Origin of the sequence: Oceanobacillus sp. E9 (genome assembly GCF_001741975.1) — a bacterium.
In the GTDB taxonomy this organism is placed as follows: Bacteria; Bacillota; Bacilli; order Bacillales; family Amphibacillaceae; genus Oceanobacillus; species Oceanobacillus kimchii.
The window spans coordinates 508,442-525,479 of record NZ_LSNA01000006.1 but is presented as its reverse complement, the minus strand read 5'-3'; the positions used below and the strand labels follow the sequence as shown (position 1 = coordinate 525,479).

15 protein-coding genes are annotated in these 17,038 nt (G+C 35.3%); 1 reads left to right on the top strand and 14 read right to left on the bottom strand.

The genetic code is table 11. The features are described from left to right. Positions 1-20: 20 nt before the first annotated feature. From gpmI to AQ616_RS09350, 13 genes are all read right to left on the bottom strand, one after another. Positions 21-1,559, bottom strand: coding sequence for a 2,3-bisphosphoglycerate-independent phosphoglycerate mutase (gpmI, locus tag AQ616_RS09410; protein WP_069685622.1), 1,539 nt, complete (start codon positions 1,557-1,559; stop codon positions 21-23). Continuing rightward, entirely contained in the window at positions 1,556-2,311 is a 756-nt protein-coding gene (tpiA, locus tag AQ616_RS09405) for a triose-phosphate isomerase (protein WP_017797625.1), read from the bottom strand. Before tpiA ends, gpmI begins: the two co-directional genes overlap by 4 nt. Positions 2,312-2,337: 26 nt before the next feature. After that, positions 2,338-3,519: a phosphoglycerate kinase gene (locus AQ616_RS09400; RefSeq protein ID WP_017797626.1), complete on the bottom strand. Its 1,182-nt coding sequence runs from the start codon at positions 3,517-3,519 to the stop codon at positions 2,338-2,340. 183 nt (positions 3,520-3,702) lie between these two features. Continuing rightward, the gene (gene gap / locus AQ616_RS09395) at positions 3,703-4,710 is read right to left on the bottom strand and encodes a type I glyceraldehyde-3-phosphate dehydrogenase (RefSeq protein WP_017797627.1); all 1,008 of its coding nucleotides are present in this window, start codon (positions 4,708-4,710) and stop codon (positions 3,703-3,705) included. A gap of 46 nt (positions 4,711-4,756) precedes the next feature. Next, positions 4,757-5,776, bottom strand: a complete 1,020-nt coding sequence (locus tag AQ616_RS09390; RefSeq protein ID WP_069685621.1) for a sugar-binding transcriptional regulator — start codon at positions 5,774-5,776, stop codon at positions 4,757-4,759. 683 nt (positions 5,777-6,459) lie between these two features. Next, complete coding sequence (locus AQ616_RS09385; protein ID WP_069685620.1) at positions 6,460-6,699, bottom strand: glutaredoxin family protein; 240 nt, start codon at positions 6,697-6,699, stop codon at positions 6,460-6,462. Further along, entirely contained in the window at positions 6,689-7,981 is a 1,293-nt protein-coding gene (gene rpoN, locus AQ616_RS09380) for an RNA polymerase factor sigma-54 (RefSeq protein WP_069685619.1), read from the bottom strand. Before rpoN ends, AQ616_RS09385 begins: the two co-directional genes overlap by 11 nt. Before the next feature lie 296 nt (positions 7,982-8,277). Continuing rightward, entirely contained in the window at positions 8,278-9,807 is a 1,530-nt protein-coding gene (locus AQ616_RS09375) for a solute symporter family protein (RefSeq protein ID WP_017797631.1), read from the bottom strand. Positions 9,808-9,811: 4 nt separating this feature from the next. Beyond that, positions 9,812-10,147, bottom strand: a complete 336-nt coding sequence (locus AQ616_RS09370; RefSeq protein ID WP_017797632.1) for a DUF485 domain-containing protein — start codon at positions 10,145-10,147, stop codon at positions 9,812-9,814. 312 nt (positions 10,148-10,459) lie between these two features. Beyond that, on the bottom strand, positions 10,460-11,368 hold the full coding sequence (locus AQ616_RS09365) for a fumarylacetoacetate hydrolase family protein (RefSeq protein WP_069685618.1): 909 nt from the start codon (positions 11,366-11,368) through the stop codon (positions 10,460-10,462). A 75-nt stretch (positions 11,369-11,443) separates the two neighbouring features. Further along, a complete protein-coding gene (locus AQ616_RS09360) occupies positions 11,444-13,459 on the bottom strand; it encodes a TRAP transporter permease (RefSeq protein WP_069685617.1) in 2,016 nt (671 codons plus the stop codon). After that, the gene (locus AQ616_RS09355; protein ID WP_240490484.1) at positions 13,456-13,848 is read right to left on the bottom strand and encodes a DUF1850 domain-containing protein; all 393 of its coding nucleotides are present in this window, start codon (positions 13,846-13,848) and stop codon (positions 13,456-13,458) included. Before AQ616_RS09355 ends, AQ616_RS09360 begins: the two co-directional genes overlap by 4 nt. Before the next feature lie 61 nt (positions 13,849-13,909). Next, positions 13,910-14,881, bottom strand: coding sequence for a TAXI family TRAP transporter solute-binding subunit (locus tag AQ616_RS09350; RefSeq protein ID WP_017797636.1), 972 nt, complete (start codon positions 14,879-14,881; stop codon positions 13,910-13,912). Between the two features lie 219 nt (positions 14,882-15,100). Between AQ616_RS09350 and AQ616_RS09345 the strand changes: the two genes are divergently transcribed. Then, positions 15,101-15,604 (top strand): FixH family protein, encoded by a 504-nt coding sequence (locus AQ616_RS09345; protein WP_084822456.1) that lies wholly within the window; start codon positions 15,101-15,103, stop codon positions 15,602-15,604. Positions 15,605-16,107: 503 nt separating this feature from the next. Here AQ616_RS09345 and AQ616_RS09340 read toward each other — a convergent pair. After that, positions 16,108-17,031, bottom strand: coding sequence for an ABC transporter permease (locus AQ616_RS09340; protein WP_017797638.1), 924 nt, complete (start codon positions 17,029-17,031; stop codon positions 16,108-16,110). Positions 17,032-17,038 lie beyond the last annotated feature (7 nt).

The window sequence follows — 17,038 nt, the reverse complement described above, 5'->3', positions numbered from 1 at the left end:
ATTCTCTCCTTAATGATTAATTATTTTTTAATAAGACTATTTCCTGTCATTTCTTTCGGTTTATCTACACCTAACAAATCAAGTAGTGTTGGAGATAAATCTGCTAAGATTCCACCATCACGTAACTCTATATCATCTTTGGTCACAATAACAGGTACTGGATTTGTTGTATGAGCAGTCATTGGTTTATCTTCCAAAGTGATAACTTCATCGGAATTGCCATGGTCTGCAGTTATAATTGCATGACCACCCAATTCAGTAATTTTTTCAATTACTTTACCTAAACATTCATCCACTGCTTCAATAGCATCGATAGTCGGTTGTAATTTTCCTGAATGCCCAACCATATCTGGGTTGGCAAAATTCAAGATAATTGCATTTTGTTCTCCTTTATCTAATTCCTCTATTAGTGCATCAGTAACTTCATACGCACTCATCTCCGGTTTTAGATCATAGGTTGCGACTTTGGGCGAGTCAATTAGAATACGCTTTTCACCAGGAAATTCTTTTTCACGTCCACCACTCATAAAGAAAGTGACATGTGGATATTTTTCCGTTTCTGCAATACGTAATTGGTTTAAGTTGTTTTGTGCTAAAACTTCTCCAATGGTATTATCTAAATTTACTGGTTGATAGGCAACATATCCATCTACTGTTTCACTAAAGTTGGTCAACATAACGAAGTCTAGTTTTTTTGGAGCTTTATCTCCTCGATCAAAGTCACGGAAATCCTCATTCGCAAATGTTCTAGAAATTTGGATTGCACGATCTGGACGGAAATTATAGAAGATAATAGAATCTTCATCCTTGATCGTAGCCACAGGTTCATCATTTTCATCTGTAATTACAGATGGAATTACAAACTCATCATAAATTTCATTATCATAGTTGTCATCTACAACTTCTTGAGCGCTCTTATATGATGGACCCTCACCATATACCATTGCATCATAACATTTCTTCACACGATCCCAACGCTTGTCACGATCCATGGAATAGTAACGACCAGAAATGGTAGCGAATTGACCAACTCCTAATTCGTCCATCACAGCTTGTGTTTCTTTGATATATTTGTTTGCTGTTTTCGGTCCAACATCACGACCGTCTAAGAACGCATGTACAAATACATTCTCTAAATCGTGTTTCTTCGCTAAACGCAGCAATGCGAATAGATGATTAATATGACTATGCACCCCACCATCAGATAATAATCCAAATAGGTGAAGCGCTTTGTCATTTTTCTTTGCATGTTCTACTGATTTGATAAATGCATCAATCTCGTAGAAGTCACCTTCGTCGATGGACACATTCACACGAGTAAGACTTTGATATACAATACGGCCAGCACCAATGTTCAAATGTCCAACTTCAGAATTACCCATTTGTCCATCTGGTAATCCAACAGCTTTTCCAGAAGCCTCAAGCTGATTATGCGCATATTGATTCCAATAACGGTCAAAATTAGGAGTTTTTGCTTGTTTGACTGCATTTCCTTTTACTTCATCACGAATCGCGAATCCATCAAGAATGATTAATGCAGCTAATTTTTCTTGACTCATTTTGTACCTGCCTCCACTAATTGTAGGAATGATTCAGGATCGAGACTTGCTCCCCCAACTAATGCTCCATCAATATCAGATTGAGCTAATAACTCATCTACATTAGCAGGTTTTACACTCCCGCCATATTGAATAATTACTTTTTCAGCTATTTCTGTTGAAGTTACTTCAGCTACAACTTTACGGATTTCAGTGCAAACTTCATTCGCTTGTTCACTTGTAGCTGTTTTTCCTGTACCGATTGCCCATACTGGTTCATAAGCAATAATAGTTTCAGCAACTTGTTCATTTGAAAGACCAGCAACTGCTTGCTTTACTTGTTCTCCAACAATGTTCATTGTTTCATTTGCTTCACGTTGATCCAGTGTTTCGCCCACACAAACAATTGGGGTTAGGTCATGAGCAAATGCTGCTTTCGTTTTCTTATTTACTAATTCGTCAGTTTCAGCAAATAGTTCTCTTCTTTCTGAATGACCAAGTACAACATGTGTTACACCTAAATCTTTCAACATCACTGGGCTAACTTCTCCAGTAAAAGCACCAGAATCTTCAAAATGCATGTTTTGCGCAGCTACCTTTACTTCTGATCCCTTCGCTTGTTCTACTAATTTTGGTAAGAAAGGGAATGGTGCACATACAATTGCTTCTACATTTCCTTTTGGAGCTTTTGGTACTATCAAATCCATAAATTCTCCTGCTTCAGATAGTACTTTATTCATTTTCCAGTTACCAGCAATTACTTTTTTACGCATCGAATCACCTCTGTTAGTAATAATTATTATTTATCATTTAGAGCAGCTAATCCAGGAAGTACTTTTCCTTCCATGAATTCTAATGATGCTCCCCCACCTGTAGATACATGGTCCATATCTTCAGCAAGATCGAATTTTTCAACTGCCGCTGCAGAATCGCCACCACCTATTATGGAGTAACCTTCTGTAGTTGCTAGTGCTTCTGCTACAGCTTTTGTACCACCTGCGAATGCATTTAATTCAAATACTCCCATTGGTCCGTTCCATATAACAAGTTTAGACTCTTTTACGATACTACTATATTTTTCTCTAGTTTTTGTTCCAATATCTAAAGCTTCCCAGTCAGAAGGAATTTTATCAATGTCTACAATTTTCGTATTGGCATCTTCTGAGAAATCATCTGCTACAACCGCATCTACTGGTAATACAAAGTTCACGCCTTTTTCTTTTGCTTTGTTCATAAATTGTTTAGCTAAATCAATCTTATCCTCTTCTAAAAGTGATTTTCCAATTTCGTGGCCTTGTGCTTTAATGAATGTGTAAGCAAGACCACCACCAATAATTAGATTATCCACTTTATCTAATAGATTATCGATAACACTAATTTTATCTTTTACTTTCGCACCACCAATGATTGCTGTAAATGGGCGTTCTGGATTTTCAAGAGCATTTCCCAATGCTTCAATTTCTTTTTCCATTAATTGGCCTGCTGCTGCTGGCAATTTTTCTGCTATACCAGTTGTAGAGGCATGCGCACGATGGGCAGCACCAAAAGCATCATTCACATAAAGGTCTGCCATGTCAGCAAATGCTTCTACTAATGCAGGATCATTTTTTTCTTCTCCAGCTTCAAAGCGAACGTTCTCTATTAATAGAACACCACCGTTTTCTAACTCACTGATTGCCTGATGTACTTCATCACCATACACTTGATCTGTTTTCAATACTTCTTTACCTAATAGATCACTAAGTCTTCTAGCAACAGGGTCTAAACGTAGTTCTTCCACAACCGTTCCTTTTGGACGCCCTAAATGACTCGCTAAAATCACTTTTGCACCTTGTTTTGTTAATTGCTCAATTGTAGGTAGTGCAGCGCGAATACGCGTATCATCTGTGATTTCACCATCTTTTAAAGGAACATTGAAGTCTACACGTGTAAATACTCGTTTTCCTTCAACTTGTAGATCGTTAATTGTTTTTTTGTTCAAGATAATCCCTCCTAATACTGGATTATGTAATACATAATCATCCATGACCAAGCAATATTATACCATGTAACAGTCATTTTAAATCAATACTATTAAAATGGAAAATGGAGGAGGAAACCATTCCCTCCTCCAATATCCTTTCGTTCGAAGAGAATAAACTGTTTCTGCGAACGAATAATTCTATTAAAGTCCTTTGCTGTTCATAAAGATTGCTAAGTCGATACAACGAGCAGAATAACCCATTTCGTTGTCATACCAAGATACAACTTTAACTAAGTTATCTTCCATTACAATTGTAGACAATGCATCGAAGATAGAAGAATGGTTATTACCTACTATATCAGAAGATACAAGTGGTTCTTCTGTATACTCTAAGATACCTTTTAATGGACCTTGAGCTGCTTCTTTCATTGCATTGTTAACGTCCTCGATAGTAACGTTTTTATCTAATTCAGCAACTAAGTCTGTTAATGAACCGTCTGGAGTTGGTACACGTACTGCATTACCATTTAATTTACCATTAAGCTCAGGTAATACAAGTCCTACTGCTTTTGCAGCTCCAGTTGAAGTTGGGATAATGTTTTCAGCTGCTGCACGAGCACGACGGTAATCTTTGTGTGGTAAATCTAAGATTTGCTGATCGTTTGTATAAGAGTGGATAGTAGTCATTAAACCACGCTTAATACCAAAGTTATCATTTAATACTTTTGCAAATGGTGCTAAACAGTTTGTAGTACAAGAAGCATTAGATACTACGTTGTGCTCACTTGGATCATATTGATCATCGTTAACACCCATAACAATTGTTAAATCTTCACCTTTAGCTGGTGCAGAGATAATTACTTTTTTAGCTCCTGCTTGAATATGCTTCTCAGCATCTTCTTTGTTTGTGAAGCGACCAGTAGATTCAATAACGATATCAACACCAAGGTCTCCCCATCCAAGATCAGCAGGGTCACGTTCTGATAATACTTTAATTTCTTTACCATCAATTACAAGGTTAGAACCATTTACTGTTACTTCTTCTTGTAATTTTCCGTGTACAGAATCATATTTTAATAAGTGTGCAAGCATGTTAGCATCTGTTAAATCATTAATAGCAACAACTTCCACTTCATTATTTTTTAGAGACTGACGAAATACGTTACGTCCAATTCTACCAAAACCATTAATACCAATTTTTACTGCCATGTATAATTCCTCCTAGAATTTTTATTGAATTATATATATAAAGAGGTTACCCTCTTAATATCTCTTCCGCTGCACCTTGATCGGTGATTAAGATATTACTTTTCGCCTGTTTGAAATAAGAGACGATTGCTTTTGCCTTTGAACTACCACCAGCTACCGTTATAACCTGTTTCGAGTCATCAATATCTTGGAGTTGTATTCCTACCGTTTTAACTTTATAAATTACATTTCCATATTCGTCAAAATAATAACCAAATGCTTCGCCTACTGCGTTCTTCTCTTTTAATAGCTGCATTACTTCTTGAGAAGATCGCCTACGCTCAGCCATTTTCAATGCATCTCCAACTCCATGCAGAACAATATTCGAAGACTTTATAACTTCTAAAGCTTCCATAACATGTGGTTCTTTCATGATTGTTTCATATGTCGAATCACTTATAGGATCAGGTACATATAACATGCGATAATCACCGTCTGTTTTACGAGCCATTTCTGATACGATTCTCGAAGCCTGATTCTCTACTTTTTCTCCTATACCACCTCGGGCAGGAACAAAAAGTACTTGTTTATCTTTCGTTAGAGGAGTCATCGCATCCGCTACAGCAGCAATTGTACTACCACCCGTTACAGCTATCGTATTATTAGAAGTAAGTTTCTTTCGTAAATACGATACTGCAGCTTTACCCATCTCTGTTTTTATGGAGGCACGCTGATCACTATCTCCAGGTACCACAATAACGGATTCTACTGATAATATTTCCTTTATTCTTTTTTCTAAAACATGGAGTCCACTTATTTCTCCAATCATTGCTGCTAATTGTCCCAGTACTACTTTGCCCTCTTTAGTAATAAACATTCCTTTTGTTGTAATTTCTACCAAACCTTGGGCATGCAAAAAATCTATTTCGCTACGCACATGTCTTTCTGTTAAATTAGTATTCTCCGCCAAAGCACGTCGACCTATAGGCTGTAATAACTCGACACTTTGAAGCAAAGAATAACGCTCTTTCATTACATTCACCAGCTCTGGAACAAGTCTTTTTTGTAACTCAATGATGGAATCCATCTGCTAGCACTCCCTTCACCGGGATGAAATATGTCCCGCTTGGTTACATTATGTCCCGATGACAACTTTATTATATCATAATCTAACTCGAATTCAATCGAAAAGCTTTATATATTATTTCCTAAAAACAAATAGCTTAAAATACTTTTTTTCAGAAGCTACTACTTCTCCATACGTAAAACCTCAATAAGTATAGATATCGTTCTTCCTCTTCTGAATACTCGTACCACAGAGGCATGAACTAATGCCCTTAGATAGAATTGGACATCATAAGTATTTTATCACCCACTCCATCAGATATTATTAAAATAAAAGTGTTATTCTCAGGTACAACTAGGCTAAAAAAGCTCTTACCTAAATAGCAAATTTATTTTCGCTTTGCCATTTAAATAAGAGCTTCAAATTGAATGGTTTATTTATTTGAATTAATTTCATAATAAGAATTATAATTCATAATGTATAACATCTAAATGGTTCGCTATTGATTTCCATTGTAGACGGTGCATTTCAGCAGGCACCGATTTTTAGCTATCTTTAAAAAAAGAACACAATTTCTGATTGGATCTTCAGTTCGTGCTGATACTGTAGGAGTTGCTGTCATCCATTCCAAAGCCAAGTTGAGCTATAATCCGATCAATAATATATACCTATTACTGTAAATGAAACTTGGTTATTAAAAAAATTCACCCATTTAATAAGCGGTCAATATCTTCTATATTTAGTTGTTCGCCGAAAAGTTCTATTTGATTATATTGAATCACTGGAATCATTAATTGATATTTTTCGAGTAGTTCATCAGAAGAGTATATATTTTTTTTTATAATTGGAATGTCTTTTTTATTTAGCATTATTAATAACTCTTCCGCTTCCACACATAGTGGACAATTTTCCTTTGTATAGAAAAATATGTATTTATTTTTCATTATTGTTAGCTCCTTTTCGTTTAACAGACGAAGGAATTTGCAGCTCGTCCCGGTATTTCATAATCGTTCTACGTGCAATTTTAATCTGATAACGTTCTTCCATCAATTGTTTTATTTTTTCATCTGATAGCGGTCTACTCTTATCTTCAAGATTTATTAATTCTTTAAGTATATGCTTAATCACTATAGAAGCAACTCCAGCTCCTTTTTGTACCTCACGTTGTAGAAAATATTTTAACGGTATTACACCATGAACTGTTTGAACATACTTCTGACGAATAGCACGACTAATCGTTGATATGTGAAGATCCAATTGTGCAGAGAGCTCACTCAATGTTAATGGTTTTAACATTTTGGGACCAGTTTCAAAAAATGGTAGCTGTTTCTCTACTATTATCCGTATCACTTTCTCCAAAGTAGAGCTACGATAATCTAACGCCTGTTGCAGCATCTCTACCTCTTTTCGTTTTTTCTTCACAAATGAAGCAGCCTCTCCTTTTAAATCTTGATTATTATACTGATTATTTATTTGTATTGCAGGTGAGGACCAGTTAAAAAAAGATATTTTCCACTCTGTATCTTCCTTATAAATAGAGGCTTCGGGTATAATAAATTCTGTTTTAGTCGGTGTTAAAAGTTTTCCTGGTTTTGGATGACATAATTTAATCGATTCAATTAATTTTTGTGCTTTTTCTTCGGTAATCTCATAATTTAAGGAAATTTGATATGAATTTTCTTCTGCAAGTAATGCGATATCTTCACTCATTAGCGTTGATATATAAGGAGCATCAATATTCATTTGCTTTAATTGAAGTTGAATACATTCTGTAAGATCCCGAGCACCAATCCCTGCTGGCTCTAATAATTGAATATATGATAATGCTCGTTTAACTGTAGTTAATTCTACTTTACAGTAATCTGCCCAATCTTCCATAGCTATATCTAAATAACCGTCCTCATTTAATGAATCAATCCCAAAAATAATTAATGGTAATAAAGATTTATCCTTTATATCTAATACATAAAGATTGGACTTTAATTGATCATATAATGTTAGTTCGGCTGTATTCATTTCATCAATAGAATAATCTGTTTTCCTAAATTGGGAGATGAGCTCTTTATCTATAGGTTGGACCTCTTCAATAAGTGGATTCTCTTCAGCAACTTGTTTCATATAATCATAAAGTTCCATCCCAGTTAGTTGTAAAATTTCAATTGATTGATATAAAGACTGATTCATCTTCCACTGTAATGATTGATTTAATACAAGTCTTTGCTTCAACTCATCTCCCCCCTTTTTTCTACTTCTATTTTGCCACTGCTTATCGTTTCTGTCACGTTCATTGCTGATTCTAAACAACTGTTCGAGTTGTATAAGTCTAATAAAATGAAAAGGCTTACATTATATTCTACACCTGATTAATAAAAAAACCAATCTACTCTTGATTGTTAAATCATAGAGTAAATCGGTTTTAAAAACTGCTTTAGAATAAAATTTCGCTTTACCATGCATCGAAAAACAGCTATACACCATAGAGAAAGAAAATGGTCTATATCTCTAATTAGTTTCATAGACAATTAATTTCCGCGATAACCTGTGTTCGCTCGAACCTTAACTTCTGCATATCTCGCTGAATCCAATTCTTTTGAAAGAATGGTTCCAAGGAATCCACCTAAGAAACCGACAGGAACAGATATTAATGCAGGATTTGTTAATGGAAATATTGGTTCTCCAACAAAAATTGCACTTCCGTCTAAAGCAAATACATTCGGGCTCATAGAAACTAAAATTATCGCCGTTAATAATCCTGATAACATTGCAGTAACTGCACCAGTCGTATTAAAGCGTCTCCAATATATGGTATAAAGTATTACTGGTAAGTTTGCACTTGCGGCTACACAAAAAGCTAAAGATACGAGAAATGCCACATTTAGTGATTGGGCAAATAGTGAAAGTAGTATCGAAAAAACTGATACACCTAAAGATGCCCATTTCGCTGCTAACATCTGCTGTCTATCCGAAGCTTTCCCTTTTTTAATTATTTGACCATAGATATCATGAGCAAATGCAGAAGCACCTGACAGTACTAAACCTGCTACAACAGCTAATATAGTAGCGAACGCTACTGCTGCAACAAATGACATTAATAGATCTCCACCTAAAGCTTCTGCGAGAAGAGGTGCTGCCATGTTTCCAGCAGGATTTGCCTGAAGTATATTGCTTTCTCCAACAAATGCTGCTGCACCAAACCCTAAGAATATTGTAAGAATATAAAATATCCCAACCACCCAGGTAGCTGTCACTACGGATGAACGTGCTGTTTTTGCATCTTTCACGGTAAAAAATCTCATTAAAATATGAGGTAACCCCGCCGTCCCTAGAACCAAAGCCAACATTAATGATATCGTATCTAATGGAACGGTATATTGTAAGCCTGGTTGTAGATAGGCTTCACCATGACTAGTTACTGTTTTCACCTCTGAGAACATCTGAAAAATATCAAAGTTAAATTTCATTAACACTAAAAATGCAATAATCACCGTTCCTAACATTAATAGTACTGCTTTTATAATTTGAACCCAACTAGTTGCAGTCATGCCACCAAATAGTACATAGATAGTCATCATGACTCCGACTATTAAAACTGCTATCCAATAATCAATACCAAATAATAATTGAATAAGTGCACCAGCACCTACTAATTGTGCAATCATATAAAAGATAACAATGGTAATCGAACTAATCGCTGCGACAGCTCGTACTTTTTTAGCATCGAACCTTGAATTAATCATATCTGCCAATGTGTACTTGCCTAGATTACGTAAAGGCTCTGCCACTAGGAACATAACTACTAAATATGCAATTAAAAATCCAATACTATAAAAAAAACCATCAAAACCGTATAAAGCGATAGCCCCTGCAATACCTAGAAAAGATGCTGCGGATAAATAATCTCCGGCTATTGCTAGTCCATTTTGCCACCCTGTTAAACCACCGCCAGCTGTGTAAAAATCACCAGTTGATTGGGTCCGCTTTGCCGCGAAATATGTAATCACTAATGTCAGTGATACAATTGCTAGAAATAAAATGACCACAATTAAGTTCATTTAACTACCTCTCCCCTTCTATTTCTTCTTGGATGATTTCATCAGCTTGTTTATCAAATTTTGCAGATTTTTTCACATAAACGATACAAAGCATCCACGTCATTACAAATTGTGCAAAAGCAAAAATCCACGCCCATGAAATATCGCCTATAGCGGATCGATTAAGTATCGTGCTATAAGAAGTCATAATGGGTAAGGCAAAATAAAATACTAAGAAAAAAATAGTAAGTGGGATAATAAATTTCTTTCGTTGATTAATTAATTCTCTAAACTTTTTACTCTCAGCAACCCTTTTAAAATCAGTATTCTTTTTGTAATCGCTTTCAACTTTTGTCGGCAAACGTGTTCCCCTCCTTTATAAATGGATATAAATGCAAGAAATTTCTTTAAATACATAATAAAATAATAAGAACAAAAATTCAATCTATTAAATAAAAGTATTCTAAAATTAAGAATATAGTCTTTAAATTTATTAACGTTAATAGTACATTATTAGGCATTTATTACCTAATAACGTAGACTTATTACTACTCATTGTCCTTAACATATAAAAATCCGAACTATGTTCTTAGAACATAGTTCGGATATAAACTACATAATACATAACATTCAATTTTATATACAAAATATCATTATAATGAAGCTGATTCACCTATAAAACTTTTTTAACTACGTTTTCCATCATACCTATTCCTTCTATCACTAATTTTATCTTATCCTTGTCTTTTACATATCCTGGAGGATTCATTGCAAATCCTACACCATCCGGGGTACCTGTCATAATTATATCTCCCGGTTTTAATGTGATTAAATTAGAAATAAATGACACAAGATAAGGTACTGAAAAAATTAAATGTTTGGTATTTGAATATTGACGTTTTTCATTATTAACATAGGATGCAATAGTCAGATTACCAGGATCTAGAATTTCATTTTTCGTGACAATCCACGGTCCAATTGGAGTTGTATGATCTAAACTCTTACCTTGTAGCCATTGAGGTGTACGCTTTTGTAAATCCCTAGCAGACGTATCGTTTCCTATCGTATAACCAGCGACATAATCCAAAGCATTCTCTTCATGTACATGGGAAGCTTCTTTTCCAATTACAATCGTTAATTCAACCTCATAATCCAATTTCTCAGTTGCTGAAGAAAAATGTATCTCATCTTCTGGCCCAATAATCGCATTGTCAAATTTAGCAAATAGCACTGGAAATTCCGGGATATCACTTTTCATTTCAGCGACATGATCCGCATAATTTTTACCGACACAAATTACTTTCTTAGCAGTCCCTAATGGCATACCTAATTGAATATCATTCATAGAAAAAGTAAACTCACTATCTTTAATCTTGCCAACTAATTTTGTTGCTTCATCAATAAAAAATTGCCCTTCTTGATAAAATAGCTCAGGTTGATAAGGTAATTCTACCGTTGTATTTCCAGCTTGAAATGCCTTTTGTGACGCAAGATGTATATCCACTATCTGTTCATTTTCAGTGATATACCCCATACGAAATTTAGAGCCGGATTCTTTTTTTCGATAACTTACAAGTCTCATTAACCATTCCCCCTATTCTAATTCATAGTATTATAGTATAAAACAATTTTTACTATAAATCGACGTCATTTATGATTAACTTGCTGACTTTGTTGAAGATATAGTTTCCTGCTTATATTGAATGGTTTTCCACCCAAAAATAAGGATCACAATAATAATTCCAATTATATCTGTATAACTCTCCGGTATAATCAAGAGTAGAGAACCAATTCCTAATATGAGGCGAATCAACCACTGTAATTCCATTTTATAAAACCCTTCTAAAGCGGCGCCAAACCCTATTATACCTATAATAGCCGTAACGGTAATTAAGGCTACTTCAATTATTGGAGGGAATGGAAACTCCGTTGCATTTACTGCTAATCCTGATGGATCGATGAATAACATGGCTGGATTGTATACAAACATATAGGGAATCAAGAACCCAGCTAAAGAAAGACGTAGCGATGTAAAACCTGTACGCATAGGATCCCCACCAGATATACCGGCACCCGCAAATGCTGCTAATGCTACAGGCGGTGTGATATTTGCAAAAATACCAAAGTAAAAAACAAACAAATGAGCTACTAGTACTGGTATCCCAAATTCAGCTAGAGCAGGTGCAGTCATTGTAGCAGTAATAATATACGCTGGAATAGATGGTAATCCCATTCCCAAAATAATTGAAGCGATCATCGTTAAAAATAGTGTAAAGAATAAAGATCCTGCACCGAAACTAGTAATAGCTGAAGTCATTACGGTACCAAAACTTGTTAAGTTCACAACTCCAATAATAATTCCTACAACCGCACAAGCAACCATTACAGCTAGTGATTGTCTCGCACCGTCTTCTAGTGCCTTAAAAATATCTTTTATCCCCATTCTACTTTTTTTTCGTAGTGCTGCGATAATAATCGTTAACCCAATTGTATAAAGAGCAGCGAATCCAACGGGCACACCCATATAAAGAAAAATGATCAAACCTACAATTGGTAATAGAAGGTGCCCTCTTTCTTTTAATACGTCTTTCACTCTTGGTAAGTCTGCTTTTGGTATCCCTTTAAGGTTTCTTCTTCCCGCTCGAAAATGCACTTGCATGATTACTCCTAAAAAATATAAAATTGCTGGTATCAATGCAGCAAGTGCAATTGTTCCATATGCAATCCCTGTCGTTTCCGCCATAATAAACGCACTTGCACCCATAATCGGAGGCAAAATTTGCCCACCTATTGATGCGCTTGCTTCAACTGCTCCAGAAAAGTTTTTAGAGTAGCCAATTCTCTTCATTAGTGGAATCGTAAATGCTCCAGTTCCAACTACATTTGCTACTGCAGCGCCATTTATACTCCCCATAAATCCACTTGAAATTACAGCTACTTTAGCAGGCCCGCCCTGTTTACTACCAGCTAAGGCCATTGCTAAATCATTGAATAGTTGTCCCATACCAGACTTTGCTAAAAAAGCACCAAAAAGAATAAAAAGGAAGATAAACTGAACAGATGCACCAATCGCTGTTGAAAATAGTCCTTCCGTTTTTAAATATAATTGTCCAAAAATATCTCCTAAATCGAATGGTCTTGTCATTAACATATCAGGCATCCATAGATTATGGCTAAGGAAAGGATATGCTAGAAAGATTAAAGCAAGAATAGGAAGAATCCATCCTGTAACACGCCTAGCAGCTTCTAATACCAAGATGACCGTCAGTATTGCAAATAGTATATCTGCCATATTCGGTATTCCTCCACGTGTGGTCATCAATGCATTGTATTCCATAATTAGATACAGTGCCGAAGCAATACTTAATGTGAACAATATCCAATCATAATATGGTATTTTACCTCGATATTGTTTCTTAAAACTAGGATAGATTAAAAATATTAATGCTATCCCAAATGACATATGGATAGATCGTTGTAATAATGCTGGAATTGGATTTACGGTAACATATACGTGATAAAGTGAATATAGAATCGCAAGCAATGTAATTATTAAAGCAATTTTCTTATTAGTGATGTTGCGGACTCTGGATTCACTATCAAATTTCTCTAATATATGTTGTGTGGAAGTACTACGCCCATCCTTTATTGTTTCCTGTTGTATCTCACTCATAAAATTTCCCCTTCCCAAACTTTCCATATAAACAGTTCTTTTACAGTCAACACTACATTATTATAATTTTCTGTTAATTTGTATAAATGAACATCCTTTTTATCAGTGGATAAAGTCGTTTTCACATTTTCGGAAACTGCTATATTTAGTTCTTTATAGCTTACATCCATTTTCATATGTATATAACCATCTGAAGATGGTATAACTTCCCCTTGTGCAGGCACGCCAGCACCAAAAGTCTTAAAATATGTTTCTATTAAACTTAATTTATTTTCATTAATTTTGTATACTTCAACCCATTCTTCTTTTTCTACAGAATGAATCCATTTCAATTCAAACTCTCTATCATGAATATAATAACTTCTCCCATCAATTTCTACTTCAACCACAGTAACTTTGTTGAAGAGGAAAAATAGGAGTACAACCGTAATTGCACCCCCTACAATCCACTTATTTTTGCTCTTCATAATAACGCTCAGCACCAGGGTGTAAAGGAGCAACATGTCCTTCTTGCGCAGCTTCTAATGAAATCTCTGTTGCAGCTTGATGTGAATTACCTAATGTCTCTAAACTTTCAAAGAATGTTTTGGTTAATTGGTATACATCGTCTTCACTCATATCCGCATGAACAACTAAAGCATTCATAATTGCGGCTGTAGGAACTGGTTCCGCATTACCATATGTATCCGCAGGAATTTCTAAAGATACAAAATAAGAAGCATCTTGTGCGATCGACTCTACATCTTCAGGATTTATTTTCACTAGACGAATATCTAATGTTTCCGATAATTCCATTAACGAAGCATTAGGAAGTCCACTTGTTAAAAACGCAGCATCTAATTGACCTGCACGTAAACCATCAGCCGCTTCTGCATAACCCAGATAATCTACTTCAATATCATCATATGTGATACCGTGCCCATTTAGTAAAGTTCGCGCATTAACTTCTACACCAGAATTTTGGTCACCAACAGCGATTCGCTTCCCTTTTAAATCTTCAAATGTTTCAATTCCTGAATCAGCAGTTGTCACAATTTGAACATAATTAGGATATAACGATGCAATTTGATTTACTTTTTCAACGGGTTGCTCAAAACTTACTTCTCCTGCAATAGCTTGACTCACAACATCACTCATGGTAAATGCCATTTCTATCTTATCTTGTTCCATCAGGTTTACATTTTCAACGGATGCTCCTGTTGTTTGAGTTCTCGAGTTGATACCATAAACACTACTATATTCTTCAGCTAGTGTGGTACCTATAATATTATAAGGACCAGATGAACCACCTGTAGCTATTGTGACGATATTTGTTTCTAAACTTTCTCCTGATTCACCTTCTGCATCTTCACTATCTCCTCCACATGCAGTAATAATAGGTATCAATAATAATAGTAATAATATTGCCCAATTTCTTTTCATTTCCCTTCCCCCTTATTTCTTTTATTAATTAAGCGTTTTCATTAGTTATATTAATTTAATTTTTCAGTAAAGTCAATATAGTGACATTTTTACTGAAAATAGGTTATACAAAAGTAAAAGTATATATGTTGTCATGAAACGTTCAAAATACAATAATAAATATATGCTATACTCAATAATAGAATTTATTGTTTGAAATAATTTATTGGAGGTAAAGTTATGATGAAATACAAAGCACTAATTTTTGTATCCGTTTTATTTATCTTCCTCACAGCATGTTCTCAAAATGAGGAAGATACGAATACAAACGTTGAGAATTTAGATGATGTTGTTCCCGAACTTACAGTTGACTTTGATATCCCTGAACATGTAGAAAAAGGAGAAACAATTGATTTAACTGCTCATGTTACTTATGGCGATTCCCCTGTTGAAGATGCTGATGAAGTACTTTTCGAAGTGTGGACTCAAGGCAATAATGACCAAAGTGTTGAATTGGAGGGAAAGCATCAGGAAAACGGTACTTATACTGCGACTTTTACATTTGAAGAAGAAGAGGTATATGAAATGTATGCACATACTACTGCAGAAGCCATACATAGTATGCCGTTTAAGACAGTGATTGTAGGAAATGCAACCCCATCAGAAGAAGACAAGCATAACGAAATGGACCACGAACACCATCAAGAGGGACACGAATCGGAGAATCATGACGATCATGAATAATAGGTGAGGAATTGAAAAATAGCTTTATCACATAAAGAAATATACAACACTTTCACGGGCTGAATGATTATATGAGATATGAGATATTAGAAGTTAGAACTCTAAAACGCTCATCAACCGCCCGGGGAAAGTGGAGTATATTTTTTTGTTTACCCATAACTTAAATCGGTTCGTCTACCTCCAATGAAATTCATGCGTGGAATTGTCTCAATTTGCTTCAATTGATTATCAGTTCTATCAGGATATTTTATTTTACTGATTTAAATTCATAATACGATAGTTTATGTGAGATCCGAATGTTCACTGTTTTGATTTTCAATACAGATGGACGCTTTATAGCAGGCACCGGTTTTTAGCTAATTTGAAAAGAAGGACCCTTTTCAGTGGATCTTAAAGTTCCTTAATCTGAGCAGGAGTCGCCGTCTTCATTACAATCATAGCCAAGTAGGAACATTATTATTTGACTATCACCAAAATATTCGTTTTTTAAATGGAAATTGACTCTAATATTTCATCTTCGGATCTAGTGCATCTCGTAAGCCATCTCCAATTAGATTAAAGGCTAAAACAACTAACATTATACAAAGACCTGGTGCAATTAATGTCCACGGTGCTAACTGAAGAAATGCTCTACCGTCAGCAAGCATTCTTCCCCATTCCGGAGTAGGGTGTTGTGCCCCTAACCCAAGAAATCCTAAAGCAGCAGCTTCTATAATGGCAGTCCCAAAACTCAACGTAGCTTGTACGATAATAGGAGCTGTGCTGTTCGGTAGAATATGTTGAAAAATAATTCTACCATTCTTCATTCCCTGAGCACGTGCAGCCATAATATATTCTTCCTCACGTAAACTAATTACTTTTGATCTTACTAATCTACCGAAAATAGGAATGTTGACGATGGCAATAGCCACTAAAGCATTTTCTAGCGATGGACCCAAAATCGCTACAATCGCTATTGCTAATAGAATACTAGGAAACGCAAGTAAAATATCAAAAATACGAGATATAATCATATCAATCCATTTCCCAAAAAATCCCGCTACAATACCAAGTAAAGTTCCAAAAAAAAGCGCACCCGTAACAGCATAAAAACCTACCTGTAGTGAAACAGAAGCCCCGTATATAATTCGTGTAGCTATATCTCGACCAATATGATCCGTACCGAGTATGTGTTCATTTGATGGAGGCTGAAGTCTATTCGTAAGGTCTTGTTCTGCATAATCATACGGCGTTAACAAGGGACCTATAATTGCAATTACTAAAAATAGAAACAATATAATAATACCGATCATTGCTAACCGACTTCTAAATAAACTAGAAAGTGTCTCCTTCCAAGGGCTAATTTCTTCTATATGATCTTGTTGTAATTGTCCTACAAGAGATGGATTAGCAGTTTGCTGTTCTGCATGTGAATTTTTGCTCGCCATTATATTC